Annotated in this window: 16 protein-coding genes; 5 read left to right on the top strand and 11 right to left on the bottom strand. The window is 64.1% G+C overall.

The annotated features are described in order from the left end of the window. Positions 1-3: 3 nt before the first annotated feature. From purS to MOK15_RS06275, 3 genes are all read right to left on the bottom strand, one after another. Positions 4-237: a phosphoribosylformylglycinamidine synthase subunit PurS gene (gene purS, locus MOK15_RS06285; RefSeq protein WP_021224554.1), complete on the bottom strand. Its 234-nt coding sequence runs from the start codon at positions 235-237 to the stop codon at positions 4-6. Positions 238-574: 337 nt separating this feature from the next. Further along, complete coding sequence (gene wrbA / locus MOK15_RS06280; protein WP_242930812.1) at positions 575-1,174, bottom strand: NAD(P)H:quinone oxidoreductase; 600 nt, start codon at positions 1,172-1,174, stop codon at positions 575-577. A 126-nt stretch (positions 1,175-1,300) separates the two neighbouring features. Continuing rightward, positions 1,301-2,020: a pirin family protein gene (locus tag MOK15_RS06275; RefSeq protein WP_242930811.1), complete on the bottom strand. Its 720-nt coding sequence runs from the start codon at positions 2,018-2,020 to the stop codon at positions 1,301-1,303. A 139-nt stretch (positions 2,021-2,159) separates the two neighbouring features. Here MOK15_RS06275 and MOK15_RS06270 point away from each other — a divergent pair, with 139 nt between their 5' ends. Together MOK15_RS06270 and MOK15_RS06265 are read left to right on the top strand one after the other, a co-directional pair. Next, entirely contained in the window at positions 2,160-3,053 is an 894-nt protein-coding gene (locus MOK15_RS06270) for a LysR family transcriptional regulator (RefSeq protein ID WP_242930810.1), read from the top strand. Positions 3,054-3,334: 281 nt separating this feature from the next. Beyond that, entirely contained in the window at positions 3,335-4,042 is a 708-nt protein-coding gene (locus tag MOK15_RS06265; protein ID WP_242930809.1) for a response regulator transcription factor CtrA, read from the top strand. Between the two features lie 126 nt (positions 4,043-4,168). Here MOK15_RS06265 and MOK15_RS06260 read toward each other — a convergent pair whose 3' ends face one another. Then, positions 4,169-4,804: a hypothetical protein gene (locus MOK15_RS06260; RefSeq protein WP_242930808.1), complete on the bottom strand. Its 636-nt coding sequence runs from the start codon at positions 4,802-4,804 to the stop codon at positions 4,169-4,171. 98 nt (positions 4,805-4,902) lie between these two features. Beyond that, positions 4,903-6,153: a S8 family serine peptidase gene (locus MOK15_RS06255; RefSeq protein WP_242930807.1), complete on the bottom strand. Its 1,251-nt coding sequence runs from the start codon at positions 6,151-6,153 to the stop codon at positions 4,903-4,905. 90 nt (positions 6,154-6,243) lie between these two features. Here MOK15_RS06255 and MOK15_RS06250 point away from each other — a divergent pair, with 90 nt between their 5' ends. Beyond that, positions 6,244-6,732 carry an RNA polymerase sigma factor gene (locus MOK15_RS06250; protein WP_242930806.1) on the top strand — a complete coding sequence of 163 codons (489 nt, stop codon included), beginning with the start codon at positions 6,244-6,246 and terminating at the stop codon, positions 6,730-6,732. Then, positions 6,729-7,418, top strand: a complete 690-nt coding sequence (locus tag MOK15_RS06245) for an anti-sigma factor (RefSeq protein ID WP_242930805.1) — start codon at positions 6,729-6,731, stop codon at positions 7,416-7,418. The genes MOK15_RS06250 and MOK15_RS06245 overlap by 4 nt, the downstream gene beginning before the upstream one ends. 119 nt (positions 7,419-7,537) lie before the next feature. Here the strand turns inward: MOK15_RS06245 and MOK15_RS06240 are convergent, their stop codons facing one another. The 6 genes from MOK15_RS06240 to MOK15_RS06215 form a co-directional block, all read right to left on the bottom strand. Then, positions 7,538-10,366 (bottom strand): TonB-dependent receptor, encoded by a 2,829-nt coding sequence (locus MOK15_RS06240; protein WP_242930804.1) that lies wholly within the window; start codon positions 10,364-10,366, stop codon positions 7,538-7,540. Between the two features lie 178 nt (positions 10,367-10,544). After that, positions 10,545-11,315, bottom strand: a complete 771-nt coding sequence (locus tag MOK15_RS06235) for a metallophosphoesterase (protein ID WP_242930803.1) — start codon at positions 11,313-11,315, stop codon at positions 10,545-10,547. Between the two features lie 16 nt (positions 11,316-11,331). Further along, positions 11,332-11,886 carry a dCTP deaminase gene (dcd, locus tag MOK15_RS06230; protein ID WP_242930802.1) on the bottom strand — a complete coding sequence of 185 codons (555 nt, stop codon included), beginning with the start codon at positions 11,884-11,886 and terminating at the stop codon, positions 11,332-11,334. 6 nt (positions 11,887-11,892) lie between these two features. After that, on the bottom strand, positions 11,893-12,351 hold the full coding sequence (locus MOK15_RS06225; RefSeq protein WP_242930801.1) for a cytidine deaminase: 459 nt from the start codon (positions 12,349-12,351) through the stop codon (positions 11,893-11,895). Next, a complete protein-coding gene (locus MOK15_RS06220; protein WP_242932651.1) occupies positions 12,351-13,019 on the bottom strand; it encodes a GH25 family lysozyme in 669 nt (222 codons plus the stop codon). Before MOK15_RS06220 ends, MOK15_RS06225 begins: the two co-directional genes overlap by 1 nt. A gap of 28 nt (positions 13,020-13,047) precedes the next feature. Continuing rightward, positions 13,048-13,530: a UPF0262 family protein gene (locus tag MOK15_RS06215; protein ID WP_242930800.1), complete on the bottom strand. Its 483-nt coding sequence runs from the start codon at positions 13,528-13,530 to the stop codon at positions 13,048-13,050. A 114-nt stretch (positions 13,531-13,644) separates the two neighbouring features. Between MOK15_RS06215 and MOK15_RS06210 the strand changes: the two genes are divergently transcribed. Next, positions 13,645-15,129, top strand: a complete 1,485-nt coding sequence (locus tag MOK15_RS06210) for a replicative DNA helicase (protein WP_242930799.1) — start codon at positions 13,645-13,647, stop codon at positions 15,127-15,129. Positions 15,130-15,227: the final 98 nt, after the last annotated feature.

Raw genomic sequence — 15,227 nt, 5'->3', positions numbered from 1 at the left:
GATTCAGGCCACCTTTTCGATGCGGTAATTTTCGATCACGGTGTTGGCCAGCAGCTTGCGGCACATGGCGTCGATATCCTCGTCGCTGGTGCCGTCGGCCAGGTCCAGTTCGATGAGCTTGCCGGCGCGCACGTCGTTGACGCCGCCAAAGCCCAGACCTTCGAGCGCATGGTGGATCGCCTTGCCCTGCGGATCGAGGACACCGCCCTTGAGGGTGACGAAGATGCGGGCTTTCATGGGGTGCGGACTCCTTGGAATCGACAAATACCGCGCCTCATGCGCGGGGGAAATGGCGTTGCCGCACCCCCTAGGCGCGGTGCGGCGCTGAGGCAAGCCATTATGACAGAATCGCCCGTCATCCCGCCTGCGCAAACAAAAGGCGATTATGGCATTTGCAAACGCCATGAGAAAATCCTCCCCTGCCAGGAGAGGACGAGATTTTGCCTTGATCCCCAAGCAAAAAGGGGCTGGCGCATAGTCCCGATGCGCCAGCCCCTCCTTACGGCCTGTTTCAAGCCTTGATGCGACCCAAAGGCCTAATCATGCCGCATCCGATAGACGGTGCGGCGCGCGGTTAACCGTGCAGTTTGATCGCGGTTTCGGCGATGCGGCGACCCTGGTAGCGGGCGCCGTCCAGCTCTTCCTCGCTCGGCTGACGGCTGCCGTCGCTGTCGGCGAGCGTGGTCGCGCCATAGGGCGATCCGCCGCGCACCTTGTCCACGCCCATCTGGCCCGCAAAGCCATAGTCCAGGCCAACGATGGTCATGCCGAAATGCAGCAGGTTGGTGATGATCGAGAAAAGCGTCACTTCCTGACCGCCGTGCTGTGACGCGGTGGAGGTGAAGGCGCCGCCGACCTTGCCATTGAGCGCGCCGCGCATCCACAGGCCACCGGCCTGGTCGAGGAAGGCCGCCATCTGGCTCGACATGCGGCCAAAGCGCGTGCCTGTGCCGACGACGATCGCGTCATAATCCGCCAGTTCGGCCACGGTGGCGATGGGCGCGTCCTGGTCCAGCTTGAAATGCGCGGCCTGCGCGACTTCGAGCGGGGCGGTTTCGGGCACGCGCTTGATGTCGACCTGCGCACCGGCGGACGCCGCGCCCTCGGCAATGGCCTTGGCCATCGTTTCGATATGACCATAGGAGGAATAATAGAGAACCAGAACCTTAGCCATTGTCATGCTTCCTTACTAAAAATTGCCGAAGAAAAGGGTGGCCGCCCGCATGAGGGGGGATATGCGAGCGGCCCGGCCCGTCCGAGGGGGGAAGAGGACGGGCCAAGGGGGGTGCAGCCAAAGGGATTACAGACTGTCCACCAGGACGATTTCAGCGTCCTCCAGGGCGGTGATGGTGATGGGCCCGCCGCCGATGATTGCCGCGCCGTCACGGGCTTCGAAGCCTTGCCCGTCAATCTCGATCCGGCCCGTCGCCGGGACCAGATAGAGGTGGCGTCCTTCGCCGCTTTCATAGGTCACGCTCTCGCCTGCCTTGATCGTGCCGCCCAGCAGGCGGGCATCGGCGCGGATGCGCAGCGCTTCCCTGTCCTCGTCATAGCCGCTGGCCAGGATCACCAGCTTGCCGGAGCGGTCGCCCTTCGGGAAGGGCTTGGCCCCCCAACTGGGCTGGCCGCCGCGAGCGCGGGGAATGATCCAGATCTGGAACAGGGTGGTGGTCTCATCCTCCAGATTATATTCGGCGTGACGGATGCCCGTGCCGGCCGACATGACCTGAACGTCGCCCGCTTCGGTGCGCCCCTTGTTGCCCAGGCTGTCCTGGTGAGTGATCGCGCCAGTACGGACATAGGTGATGATCTCCATGTCGCTGTGCGGATGCGGCGGAAAGCCAGAGCGCGGACCGATCTCATCGTCGTTCCACACCCGGATCGCGCCCCAGTGCATACGTTCTTCGTCATGATAGTCGGCGAAGGAAAAATGGTGACGTGCATTCAGCCAGCCATGGTCGGCATGGCCGAGCGACGCGAACGGGCGGCGCTCGATGCGGCTCGCGGTGGTCGTGGTCATGAGTCTTAACCTTTGGTTTTTCGAACCGGAAGGTTCGAGGGGCTTTCGTTGCGGAGGCGGATGCTTCCGCTTGCTTTCCGACAATCTAGCGATCAGGATCGTTTCTTGAACAAGCAGCTTTGAAACGGATTGTTTCCCGATGCGACTACCTGATTTCGAGGCCTGGGCGATGTTCGCCGCGGTGGTCGAACATCGCAGTTTCACCGATGCGGCCAAGGCGCTTTCCGTCTCCAAGGCGACGGTCTCCAAGGCGGTGACGCGGCTGGAGGAGCATCTGGACACCAGCCTGTTCAACCGCACCAGCCGCCGCCTGGCGCTGACCGAAAGCGGCAAGCGGCTGGCCGACCATGCCCAGCGCATCCTGGTGGAGGGCCAGGCGGCCGAAGAAGCAGCGCGCGACGAAACGGTGGCGCTTTCCGGCGTGGTGCGCTTGGGCGCGCCGATGACCTTCGGCCTGCTGCGCATCGCGCCGTTGATCGCGCAGTTCACCAAGGATCATCCGCTGGTCGATGTCGACCTGCATCTGTCCGACGCGAAGATAGACATTGTGGACATGGGGCTGGACGCGACGATCCGCATCGCCGACATGCCCGACAGCTCGCTGCGCGCGCGGCGGCTGGCGGATGTGACGATGCACACCATCGCCTCGCCTGCCTATCTCGATGCAAGGGGGCGGCCGCAGCATCCCTCGGACCTGGGGAGCCATGACTGTTTCTGCTATTCCAACATCCCGACGCCCGATGTCTGGCGCTTTTCCGGACCGGGGCAGCAGAATGTGGTGGTGCAGGTGCGCAGCCGCATCACCGTGAACAGTGGGGAGGCGATGCTGCCCGCGCTCAAGCTGGGGGTGGGCATTGCGCGGTTGCCCGACTTCATCGTCGGCAACGCGCTCGCCGCTGGAGAGGTGGAGGAGATATTGGTCGACTGGCGGCCGCCACCCTTTGGTCTGCATCTGGTGACGCCGCCGTCGCGCCTGCGTCCGGCGCGGGTCGATGCGTTGCTCGATTTCCTGATCCGCCATCACGGCTGTTAACCCCACTCGTCAAGATTGGTGAAAGAGTTGCCGGCGATGGCGGCAGGGCCGGGCGGCGCGTGGCCGCTAACGCTTTATTTTGCGAATGAATCCCGCTTGACTCCGATTTGAGCGCTTTCGCCTCAACTCTTTGTAAACAGATTCGTTTTGCAGCGACTCGCGGATTCCTGCCGGTTATGAAAAAATTAACCTTTGTCCTTCAGAAGTTTTTTGGTTAACAAATTGGAGCAGAACCCATTCTGGTTGGGGTAACCGGGGGCTGCGACACGAAGGGGCTTCACATGCGCGTGCTGCTGATTGAGGACGAACCGAGTACTGCCAAGGCGATCGAGCTTATGCTCACGACCGAGGGGTTCAACGTCTATACGACCGACCTGGGTGAGGAAGGCCTCGATCTGGGCAAGCTCTATGATTATGACATCATCTGCCTCGACCTGAACCTGCCGGACATGCATGGCTATGACGTGCTCAAGAAGCTGCGCGCGGCCAAGGTGCAGACGCCGGTCCTGATCCTGTCGGGCATCAGCGAAATGGACAGCAAGGTCCGGTCCTTCGGCTTCGGCGCCGACGATTATGTGACCAAGCCCTTCCACCGCGAAGAACTGATCGCCCGCATTCATGCCGTGGTGCGCCGGTCGAAGGGGCATTCGCAATCGGTCATCCGCACCGGCAAGCTGGCGGTCAATCTGGACGCCAAGACCGTGGAAGTGGACGGCAATCGCGTCCACCTGACCGGCAAGGAATATTCGATGCTGGAGTTGCTCTCGCTCCGCAAGAGCACCACGCTGACCAAGGAGATGTTCCTGAACCATCTCTATGGCGGCATGGATGAGCCGGAACTCAAGATCATCGACGTTTTCATCTGCAAGCTGCGCAAGAAACTGGCGCTGGCCTGCGGCGGCGACAATTATATCGAGACCGTCTGGGGCCGCGGCTATGTACTGCGCGATCCGGACGAGGTGCTGGAGGAACAGGCCAAGGTGGCCTGATCCGCGTCGGTTCGAAAGGGGTGGAAAGGCCGGGGTCCGAAAGGGCGCCGGCCTTTTCCGTTGTGGTGAAAGGAGGGGCGATGATAATGAAAGGATCGCCGGTCCATTCAGGCAATGGCGCGGGGGTCAGTTATTCGCCTGATCCGGGGTGGAGGGTGACGAGGACGTCGCGCCCTGGGCCTGCCCCGAAACCTGTCCGCTGGCATCGATCGAGGCGGCGTTGTCGAGCGCGCCTGTAGCACGGCCGGCGGCATTGCCCGCAGCCGATCCGGCCTGGTTGGCGGCATAGGAGGCGCGGTCGCGGGTGGCGCTCGCCACGCTATCGGCCCGATCACGCGCACTCGCGGCGGTGGTGGCAACCCGTTCCTGCGCTGCGCCGACGCTATCGCTCGCCCGGTCGCGGACATTGCCCACGGCGTTGCGGGCGTCGCTGACACCCAGCGTGTCGACCGCCAGGGCGCTGCTGGCCGATCCATCGGCGGAACCTGAAGCGCCGTGCGTCTTGCCGTTGCGGCTTGTCGTTCCTTCCGCGGAAGCGCGGCCACGGCGCGATCCGCTGGCGCTGACGCGGCCATTGTCCAGGTCCATGCTGCGATCGAGGCTACCCGAACCGCCGAGCGTGCCGCCCAGCGATCCACCCAGGCCACCCATCGTGCCACCCAGCGCGCCGCCAAGGCCTCCGCCGCCTAGTAACTGGGCCGAAGCGGGGACTGTCGTCAGTGCAGTGAGGCAGGTGGCGGCAATCAGAAATATCGTCTTCATCGCGTGTCTCCTTGATGCGTGTCGATGCGATGCAAGGAGAACGGAAGGAGGTGGAGCTTTCATCCCGAAGGTAAAAAAATTTTACAAGGTATTGAAACTCATTCATTATTTCTGCAATCTTTGCAGATGAGCGGCGGTTTTCCTTTTGCCGCTTCGGTGCGCAGGGCGTCCAGGCTGCCGCGCATGAAGAGGCGGCCGGCGACCAGCGGGGCGGCGAAGCTGGTGCCGCGCACCGCGCCCTTGCCGCCGGTCATGGTTGCGGCCTGCATGTCCGCGCCCGGCGCGGCGAAATCGACGTGGAGCGCGCGCCCGGCTTCGGGGAGAAGGCGGCCACGACCATCCACGCCGGTGACGGCGACGACGTCGGGATAGGAGGCGGGATAGGCGGGTGGGGCGGCGGGACCGTCATTGCCCACCGCTGCAACCAGCATGACGCCCTTGTCCCGCGCCAGACGGATCGCGCCGTCCAGCAGCGGATTGGCCGGGCCGACCAGACTGATCGTCACTACGCGCACCCCGCGCGCCGCCATCCAGCCCAGCGCGCGCACGATCGCGAAGGCGCTGCCGCCCGCCGGATCATTGCCATAGACATCGGCGACCAGCAGCGGCGTGCCCGGCGCCGCGCCCCGAACCATGCCGTCGCCGCTGATGAGCGAGGCGACGGCGGTGCCATGGGCGCTGGCGCGGGGCGCGCCATCGGCAAAACCGCGCTGTCCGACCGGGCCGGTAAGCGAAGGATGGCGCGCCACGCCACCGTCGATCAGGCCGGCCGCGCGTCCTTCGATCCGGCCATCGGCCAATGCGCTTGCGGAAAGCGCCAGCGTCGGCCCACTTGGGAAATACAGATTGTCCGCGCTCGCCTGCGCGTGCGGGGCGATCCTGCGCACCTCGCGCAGCGCCCTGGCCAGGTTGCGGCCTTTGGGCGGGGTGAGCCGTGTTATGACCAGGTCCAGCCCCTCGACCATCTCGCCTGCCACGCCATAACCGGCGGCGCGTAACATAGTCAGCGTGGCGGCATCCGCGCCGGTCAGCAGGATGAGGCCGCGCCGGGCGGGTTCGCGCCGGTCGTCCAGTTCGATCCGGTCGCCATGTTGGCGCAGCAGGTCGGTGATGCGCGTGGCGCGCGCCGCCGCCAGCCGGTCGGCCAGGCGGGTGGGGGACAAGCGATCCAGCCCGGTCGCGTCGATCGCGCCTTCCACCCGGTCGAGCAGATCGGGCACGACCTGGCCGACCTGGGGCAGCAACTGTGCCTGCGCGCCCGGTGCGATCAGGATCAGCCCGGCGATCATCCAGGGGCGCGTCAGCTTCATTTCCGTCTCACCGGTCCTTTCGCCTGCAAGATGATCCATTGCGAAAAAATTTCCATCTGTCTTCTCTTCGTCAGGGATGAAACGGCCGGGCCGATGCGTTTCATCCCTGGAACAAGAGACGGAGACCTGATGTCGTTCGAGCGCGACCTACTGGCGATCCTGCCCCGGCTGCGGCGTTTCGCCGCCAGCCTGTCGCGGGATCGCGCCGATGGCGACGATCTGTGCCAGGCGGCGGTGGAACGGGCGCTCAAGGCACGCGACCAGTGGCAAGCGGGCACCCGTCTGGACAGTTGGATGTACCGGATCATGCGCAACCTTTGGATCGACGAGGCACGCGCGCGGCAACGCGCGGGGAAGACTTTCGCGCCGGAAGAGGCGGGAGCGACCGTGGGATATGCCGGCGATCGCGATATGGAGGCGCATATCGCTCTGTCCGATGTCGACCAGGCGATGCAGGCCCTGCCCCTGGAACAGCGTGAAGCGATCGCGCTCGTTCTGGTAGAGGGGCTGTCCTACAAGGAAGCGGCGGAGGCGTTGGGCATACCGATGGGGACATTGACGTCACGGCTGGTGCGCGGGCGCGGCGCGCTGATCGAAATGATGGGAGAAGCGGCATGAGCGGGATCGATGAAGCGATGCTGATCGCGCTGGTCGACGGCGAACTGGACGAGGTGAACCGTCGCCGCGTTGAGCGAGCCGTGGCGGACGATCCGGCGCTTGCCACACGGGTGGAGGCGCACCGGCGGCTGCGCGCGCGCCTGTCCGGCCATTATGGCCCGGTGGCGGAAGAGCCTGTGCCGGAACGGCTGCGCGCGCTGCTGGAGGACAGCGCGAAGGTGACGCCGATGGTTCGGCCGGTTGCGCGCTGGCGGAACTGGGCGATGGGCGGCGCGGTCGCGGCCAGCCTGGTATTGGGCCTTGGCATCGGGCGCATGTCGGGCGGTGAAGCCGGGCTGATCGGGATGCACGATGGCGTCATGGTGGCGCGAGGTGCGCTCGCCGACGCGCTCGATAGCCAACTGGCCTCGGCACAGGACGGCGCGCCGATCCGCATGGGTTTGAGTTTCAGGCGCAAGGGCGGCGGCTGGTGCCGCAGCTTTGAGGGTATGGTCGCGGGCGTCGCCTGCCGCGATGGCGAAAGCTGGCAGGTGCAGCAGGCTTTGCCCGGCGCCGGACAAAGCACGGACTATCGGCAGGCATCATCGGCGGATGCGCGGGTGATGGCGACGGTGGATACGCTGATCGACGGTGCACCGGTAGACGCCGCCGGGGAAAAGGCGGCGCAGGCTGCGGGGTGGCGTTGAGCTGAGGGAGTAGATATCAAACATATGTTCGCATCGAGCGAAGTCGAGAAGCACTGATATGGCGCTCAATATTTCTCGACTTCACTCGAAACGAACGGGGGCGTCCCTGGATCAGTCCCTTAAAATTCCAGGTTGAACCGGCCATAATAGAAGCCGCCGCTGATGCCGTAGGGGGCATAGGCGTTGTAGAGGCTGCCTGCGGTGCGGTTCACCGGTTTCAGCTTGTTGGGATAGGTGTTGAGTAGGTTGTTCGCGCCGACCGAGAGCTTGACGCCCTTGGCCAGCTTGTAACCGACTTCCAGGTCGAGGATCGTCTTGGGGTTCAGCACCTCGTCCACATAGTCGAGCGTGCAGCCCGCGCTGCCGGCGGTGCAGGCGGCATAGTCGCTGGTGTGATAGACGCGGGCGCTGGCCCGTTGGGTAATCTTGCCGAAGCGGGTGGCGCGCAGGTTCAGGTTGAAATCATCCTTTTCCCACAGGATGTTGGCGATGAACTTGTTGCGCGGCGTGCCTTCCGACAGATCGCCGATCTTGGCGCGACCGATCAGCGCTAGGCCTGATGCGGCGATCACGCTTGGCACCGGGTCGATATGGGTGAAGATGGTCTTGTTGAAGTTGGCTGACAGGCTGAACGTCGCTGTCCCCATGCCGCCCAGCCCCGCGCGATAGGTGCTGACGATGTCCAGGCCGCGCGTGCGCGTGTCGGCGGCGTTGGAGAAGATGAGGCCGCCCGCAACGCCCTGAATGCCCGCTGCGGCCAGCGCGTTCATGACCACGGTGCCGCTCAGCGTCTCGCTCAGCAGGATGCGGTCCCTGATCTTGATCTGATAGGCGTCGACCGTGAGGTTCAGGTTCGGCGCGGGCGTGAGGACGATACCGGCCGAGAAGTTGGTGGATTTTTCCGGCTTGAGCGACACAGCCCCCAGCGCGCGGGCGGCGATGCCGTCCACCGGCAACGCTTGCACCGGCAGCAACTGGTTGACGCCGTTCACCGGCACGTTGATCGTGGAGGACGACGCATAATGCTGCTGTTGCAGCGTGGGCGCGCGGAAACCGGTGCTGGCGGTGCCGCGAATGGCGAAGCCCCGCGTCGGTTCGATGCGGATCGACGCCTTGCCGGTGTCGGTGGTGCCGAAATCCGAATAATCCTCATGCCGCCCGGCCAGGCCGAATTCCAGGCCCTCGACGATCTTGCCTTCCAGGTTGACGTAGGCGCTCCAATTGTCGCGGCTCCATTCGCCCGATCCTTCGGGCAGGAAGCCGGTGACGCCCTGCGATCCGACGCCGGTGCGAACCTGGCCTGCCAACCATGTGCCGGCGGGCGATCGATAGCGGCCGTCGATATAGGATTCCGGGTCGCCCTGGCCGATCAGGAACCAGTTCTTCTTATATTCTGCGCCCACCGCCAGCGCGAGCGGTCCGGCCAGTCCGACGTCGAGCTCCTTGCTCAGGTCCAGATTGCTGGTCCATTCGTCGAAGCGGATCTTGCCCAGGTAGAAGCGCGTCGGGCTGGCCGTGCCCATGGACGGGTTGAGCGAAGTGGTCTGCGAATATTTGACCGCATCCTGTGCATAAGTTGTGGATAAGTCGAAATGGACTCCGCCGCCCACTTCGCCGCGCAGGCCGCCCGCGACCTGGAAATCCTCGTCATAGACGTGGATGCGCGGGATATAGCCCTCCGGATAAAGTTCGTAGATATTGTTGAGCGCGGCGGGCGTGCGGTAGGTCAGCCAGCCGGCGGCATGGCGCTTGGAATAGGTGCCGAAGCTGTAGAGTTCCAGCGCGTCGCCCACCGGGATCATGGCGTCATAGCCGACATTGCCGCCGATCACCTGCGGCTGGCCATATTTGGCGCGGATGCGGTCGGGATCGGCGTTGCGCGGGTCGCCTGTGGGGTAGAATTGCCCGGTGATCGGGCTGCTCTTGGTGATCGTATTATCCTGTAGCGCGCCGTCGGCCGACAGGTGGATATAGCCGCCGTCCGGGCCGATCGAAAATCCCTTGTCGACCTGCCACCGGCCCTGCCAGCCGCCATTGTCGGCGGTGCTTCCCATGGTCAGCGCCGCGCCGCCGGACGTGTCGTTCTTCAGGATGACGTTGACCACGCCGGCGATCGCGTCGGACCCATATTGCGCCGACGCGCCGTCGCGCAGCACCTCGATCCGCTGGATGGCGTTGCCGGGGATCAGGTCCAGGTCCGGCGGCGACTGGCCGTTCTGGACCGATCCGTTGATGAAGAGGGTGGCCGTGTTGTGCCGCCGCTTGCCGTTGACCAGCACCAGCAACTGGTCGCCGCCAAGGCCACGCAGCGACAGGGTGCGCACTGCCCAGCTCGCGCCCGCGCCGTTGTTCGACACGTTGATCGACGGGACCAGCGTGCCGAGCAGGTCGCGCACCGACTGCTTGCCGCTGGTTTCCAGATCCTTGGCGCCCAGCACGTCGATCGGCGCCAGGCTTTCGGCGACGGTGCGGGTGGTGGTGCGGGTGCCGGTGACGATGATCGGCGTGGAATCCTCGACCGGCTCCGGGGCAGGGGCCATGGTCAGCGTTTCGGCGCCCGCAATGTTCGCCTGGGCATATTGCAGGGCCAGCGGGCTGCGGCGCGCAATGCTGCGATTGGCGGGGGAAGCCAGCGCGATCACGCCGGCGCCGGCGGGGGCGGAGGAGAGGTTGGTTCCCGCCAGCAGGCGCGCCAGCGCCTCCTTCGTGGACATCCAGCCTTGCACATGGCGGCTGCGGATGGCCGCAACCTCATCATAGGGAAAGAGGATGCGCACGCCCGACTGCGCGGAAAGCTGTCGCAGCGCGCCGCTCAGCGGCTGGATATGGATGTCGAACTTGTGCCGCTGGACCAATGTCGCGTCTGTTGTTGCGGCTGCGAGAAGTTGAGTAGGCGAAACAAGGCATATGGCGAGGGCGGCCCCCGCCATGGCATGACGAATATCCATTGTCCGTTCCCCTGATGTGGCGACCTTTATGTCACTCTATTGCCTGCAACGAAGCTATCTCGTCATTCCGCTACCGCAGATGACAGTGCTACGACATAAAATGTTACTGATAAGGCTATGAGAAGTGCAGGGCGCGTCTCATTTGGCGGCGGCGCTATATTATGCTGCGGCGCAAAAATTAGATGCTGGTCTGCAGGAACCAGCGATCGGTGCGCTCCAGGCCGATGGCAGTCAGGCGTCCCGAAATATAGGCGCCGGTGTCGATGCCGATGCGATTGGGGCGCTCGTCGATTTCGACGGCGATGTTGTGGCCGTGTACGATCATCTTCGGATGTGGGCGGTCATAGGCCAGAAATTCGCGCCTGATCCAGCGCAGGTCGGCCGGGGCCTGATCGACGATCGCCACGCCGGGACGGATGCCGGCATGGACGAACAGATAATCGCCCATCTCCAGACTGTCGGGCAGCATGTCCAGGAAATCGACATGGCTGCGCGGGATATGGGCCAGCATCCATTCGCTGGCCTCCTCATCCCTCATCGCGTGAAACAGGCGGGGCGCCAATCCGTAGCTCTCCAGCGTCTGCGCGCCGCCCACCCGGCGGAAGACTGGCAGGACGCGCATATCACCACAGGCCGCATGGACGAACAATTCCTCATGATTGCCCTTGAGGCAGAGCGCATCCCCCTGTCCCACGAGCGCCATCACCCGATCGACCACCTGGCGCGAGGAGGGGCCGCGATCCACCAGGTCGCCCAGGAAGAGGATGCGCGCGGGCATCGGTTCCCGCACCGCTCTGTCGTCGGCGATCAGCCGCAGCAATTGCTCCAGCAGGTCCAGCCGCCCATGGATATCGCCGACCGCATAGACGCGTATATCCTCGCCCAGATCAGGGGAGGAACGACCGGCGGCCTGGATGTCCGGCCGCTTTCGGATGCGCCAGAAGCTCATATTAACCAGTTTGGCATCACAGGCGGGGCAGAGTCACTCCCTGCTGGCCCATATATTTGCCCGCCCGGTCGGCATAGCTGACCTCGCACGGCTCATTGCCCTGGAGGAACAGGAACTGGCACGCGCCTTCATTGGCGTAGATTTTGGCGGGCAGCGGCGTCGTGTTGGAAAATTCCAGCGTCACATGCCCCTCCCAGCCCGGCTCCAGCGGCGTCACATTGACGATGATGCCACAGCGCGCATAGGTGGATTTGCCGAGGCAGATGACCAGCACGTCGCGCGGCACGCGGAAATATTCGACCGTCCGGGCCAGCGCAAAGCTGTTGGGCGGGATGATGCAGCAGTCGGTCTTGCGGTCGACGAAGCTGTTGGCGTTGAAATCCTTGGGATCCACCACCGCGCTGTCGATATTGGTGAAGATCTTGAATTCATCCGCCACCCGCGCGTCATAGCCGTAGGAGGACAGGCCGTAGCTGATGCAACCCTCGCGCTTCTGGCTTTCCACGAACGGTTCGATCATGCCGGTCGAAAGTGCCTGTTCGCGAATCCACTTGTCGGAAAGAATGGCCATGGGGTCTCAGCTCTTTTTCGTGGGGCCGATGCCCAGGTCCGCCGGACCGAAGGCATGGGGGAGGAGGTCGGCGACGCGCAGATCAAGCAAGCGATCGCCGCTGGGGGTGGCGCAATAGATGGCGAGGGTACGGCCCGCCATCTGTTCGGCCTCGTTCATGATCTGGCGGCACCGGCCGCAGGGGGTGACGAGCGCTTCCTGCACCCCGTCCATTGCGCCGCCGACCACGGCGATTTCCGCCACGTCGGCGAAGCGGCCCTGCGCGTTGACGCTCGCCAGCGCCACGGTTTCGGCGCAGAGCGACAGGCCGTAGCTGGCATTTTCGAAATTGCATCCGGTGACGATGCTGCCGTCGGTCAGGCGCACCGCCGCGCCCACGGCGAAGCGGCTATAGGGCGCATGGGCGTTCGCCATCGCTCCGCGCGCGGCGGCGATCAGTTGCTGGGTTGGATCATTTTCAGACATCAGGGCGTCACCACATTCCATCGGACCGGACCGTCGACGCCGTCGATATGTCGCATGTCGCTGGCTGTCCACATCACCCATGGCCGCGTGGCGTAATCGGGCGGGAAGAAATTGCCGTCCAGCCACAAGGTCCGGTTGACGCCGGAGCCGACATCATAGGATTTGTCGAAATCCTTGCTGACGTTGAGCAGCGCGGGTTTCCCCGCATGTCCTTCGATCAGGTTGACGAGCGTGTTGAGATCGGACAGCAACTGGTCGCGCCCCGGCCGGACCTTGCAACCGGGGTCGAAGGCCAGGCGGATCACCGGCGGCAGCGCGGCATTGTCGCGCGGCACCGTGGTCATGAAGGCGGTTGCCTGGTCGCTCGGCTGGCGGCAGAGGCTGAATTCGATCAGCGCGCCATAGCGCATCCCCGCCGTGCGCACGCCGCGCCAGTTGGCGGCGAAGGCGGGATCGCGCTGGCTGGTCCCATAAGTGGCGCGGACATAGGCGAAGTCCGTCCCCTGCGCCGCCAGCGTACCCCATTCGACCAGGCCGGTATCGGCGCTGACGGTGACGCCCTGTACCGGATATTGCGCACGGCTGGGCGCCCAGGCGCAGGCATAGAGCCACAGCGCCAGGCCCAGCGCCACGACCACCGCCAGTCCCGCCCCGATGCGGACCAGCAAGCCCCCCAAAGTCACAACCCTGATCGTCTTACCCCTTGATATGCAACACGCAGATGAGCGTGAAAAGTCGGCGCGCCGTATCGAAATCGACCGCGATCTTCCCCTCCAGCCGTTCGATCAACTGTTCGGCCGCGTCATTGTGGATGGCGCGGCGGGCCATGTCGACCGTTTCGATCTGCTGGGGCGATGCATTGCTGATCGCCTGATAATAGCTGTCGCAAATGGCGAAATAGTCGCGGATCGGCCGGCGGAAACGGCCCAGGCCCAGGATGATGGCCTCCAGCGGCCTGTCATCCTCCCGGTTGATCTCGATCACCAGCCGGCCTTCCTCGACCCGCAGCAACACCTTGTAGGGACCGGCATAGCCGTCGTCATGGTCACGCTGGGGAGCGAAATGATTATCCTCCAGCAGGTCGAAGATGGCGATGCGCCGTTCCTGCTCGACGTCGGCGTTGCGCCACAGGATCGTGCGCTGGTCGAGCTGAATGTCTATGATGCGCGGATCAGCCATATGCAAGCGAACAGTCAGTGCGGCGGTGCGCGCCGAAAAGCAAGCGGGACTTATCCACAGTTGTGTTCCGCCAAACCCCTTGCGTGTATCGTTTCGGAAGAGGAAAAAGGGTGGATGGTCGAACTGCTGAAAATCAACGCCGCCGAGACGGGCGGAACCGAATTGCCGCGCAATGTCGAAGCCGAAGCCGCGCTTCTGGGCGCGATCATGATCGACAACCGCATCGCGGAAGACGTGCAGTTGAAGCTGAAGGCCGAACATTATTTCGAGCCGCTTCACGGCCGTATCTATGACGCGATCATGCGGCTGCTGGACAAGGACATGGTCGCCAATCCGGTGACGCTGAAGCCCATGCTGGAACAGGACCCGGCGCTCAAGGAACTGGGCGGCGCGGCCTATCTGGCGCAGCTCACCGGCAATGGCGCGGCCTTGATCGGCGCGCGCGATTTCGCCACCCAGATTTACGACCTTGCCTTGCTCAGGCAGCTTGTCACTGTCGGCCGGGAACTGGTTGAAAATGCAATGGACACCAGCGAGGATGTCAATCCCCGCGAACAGATAGAGGCGGCCGAGGTCGCGCTCTACAAAGTGTCGGAGGGGGAAGGGGAGACCGGCTCGGTCAAGAGCTTCCTCATGGCGTCGACGGCGGCGGTACAGGTGGCCGAACGCGCGCTCAACAGCGGCGGCCATGTGTCGGGCATCACCACCGGCATCAACAGCCTCAACGCCAAGATCGGTGGTCTGCACAATTCGGACCTGATGATCCTGGCCGGGCGTCCGGGCATGGGCAAGACGTCGCTGGCGACCAATATCGCCTATAATGCCGCGTCCCGCTGGCTGCGCGACAATGCCGACGGCATCCCGCTGGACAAGAATATGGGCGCGAAGACCGCCTTTTTCTCGCTCGAAATGTCGGCGGACCAGTTGGCGACCCGCGTCCTGGCCGAACAGTCGGGCATCAGCGGTGAAGCGCTGCGCATGGGCAAGATCAGCCGTGCGGACTTCCAGAATCTCTCTCGCGCGGCCCGCGACTTGCAGGAACTGCCGCTGTTCATCGACGATACGCCGGGCCTGACCATCGCCGCGCTGCGCACCCGCGCGCGCCGGTTGAAGCGGCGACATGATATCGGCTTCATCGTCGTCGATTATCTCCAGCTTTTGCAGGGCACCGGGCGCGGCAACGAGAATCGCGTCAACGAAATTTCGGAAATTTCTCGTGGTTTGAAAACCTTGGCGAAGGAACTTCATGTTCCGGTTTTGGCCCTGTCACAGCTCAGCCGTGCGGTGGAACAGCGCGAGGACAAGCGTCCCCAGCTTTCCGACCTGCGCGAATCCGGCTCGATCGAGCAGGACGCCGACATGGTCTGGTTCGTGTTCCGCGAGGATTATTACGAAGCCGCCAGGGAGCCCAAGCCCGACGACGAGGCCGCCTATGCCGCGTGGAAGGAGAATATGGAGCGCATCTACGGCCTGGCCGAAGTCATCATCGCCAAGCAGCGCCACGGTTCCACCGGCCGCATCCGCATGAAGTTCGACGCCAAGATCACCCGCTTCTCCGACATCGCCGACGATGGTTATCAGGATTTGAGCTACGAGTGACACCTTCATCGTCCCCTGTAAGGGGAGGGGGACCACGAAGTGGTGGAGGGGTGTCACCCTATCGATAAGGTGACACCCCTCCGTCTGACCTGCGGCCA

It is taken from the genome of Sphingobium sp. BYY-5, from assembly GCF_022758885.1.
Classification (GTDB): domain Bacteria; phylum Pseudomonadota; class Alphaproteobacteria; order Sphingomonadales; family Sphingomonadaceae; genus Sphingobium.
Note: the sequence above shows the minus strand (reverse complement) of the source record. Positions and strands in the feature narration are given on the sequence as shown.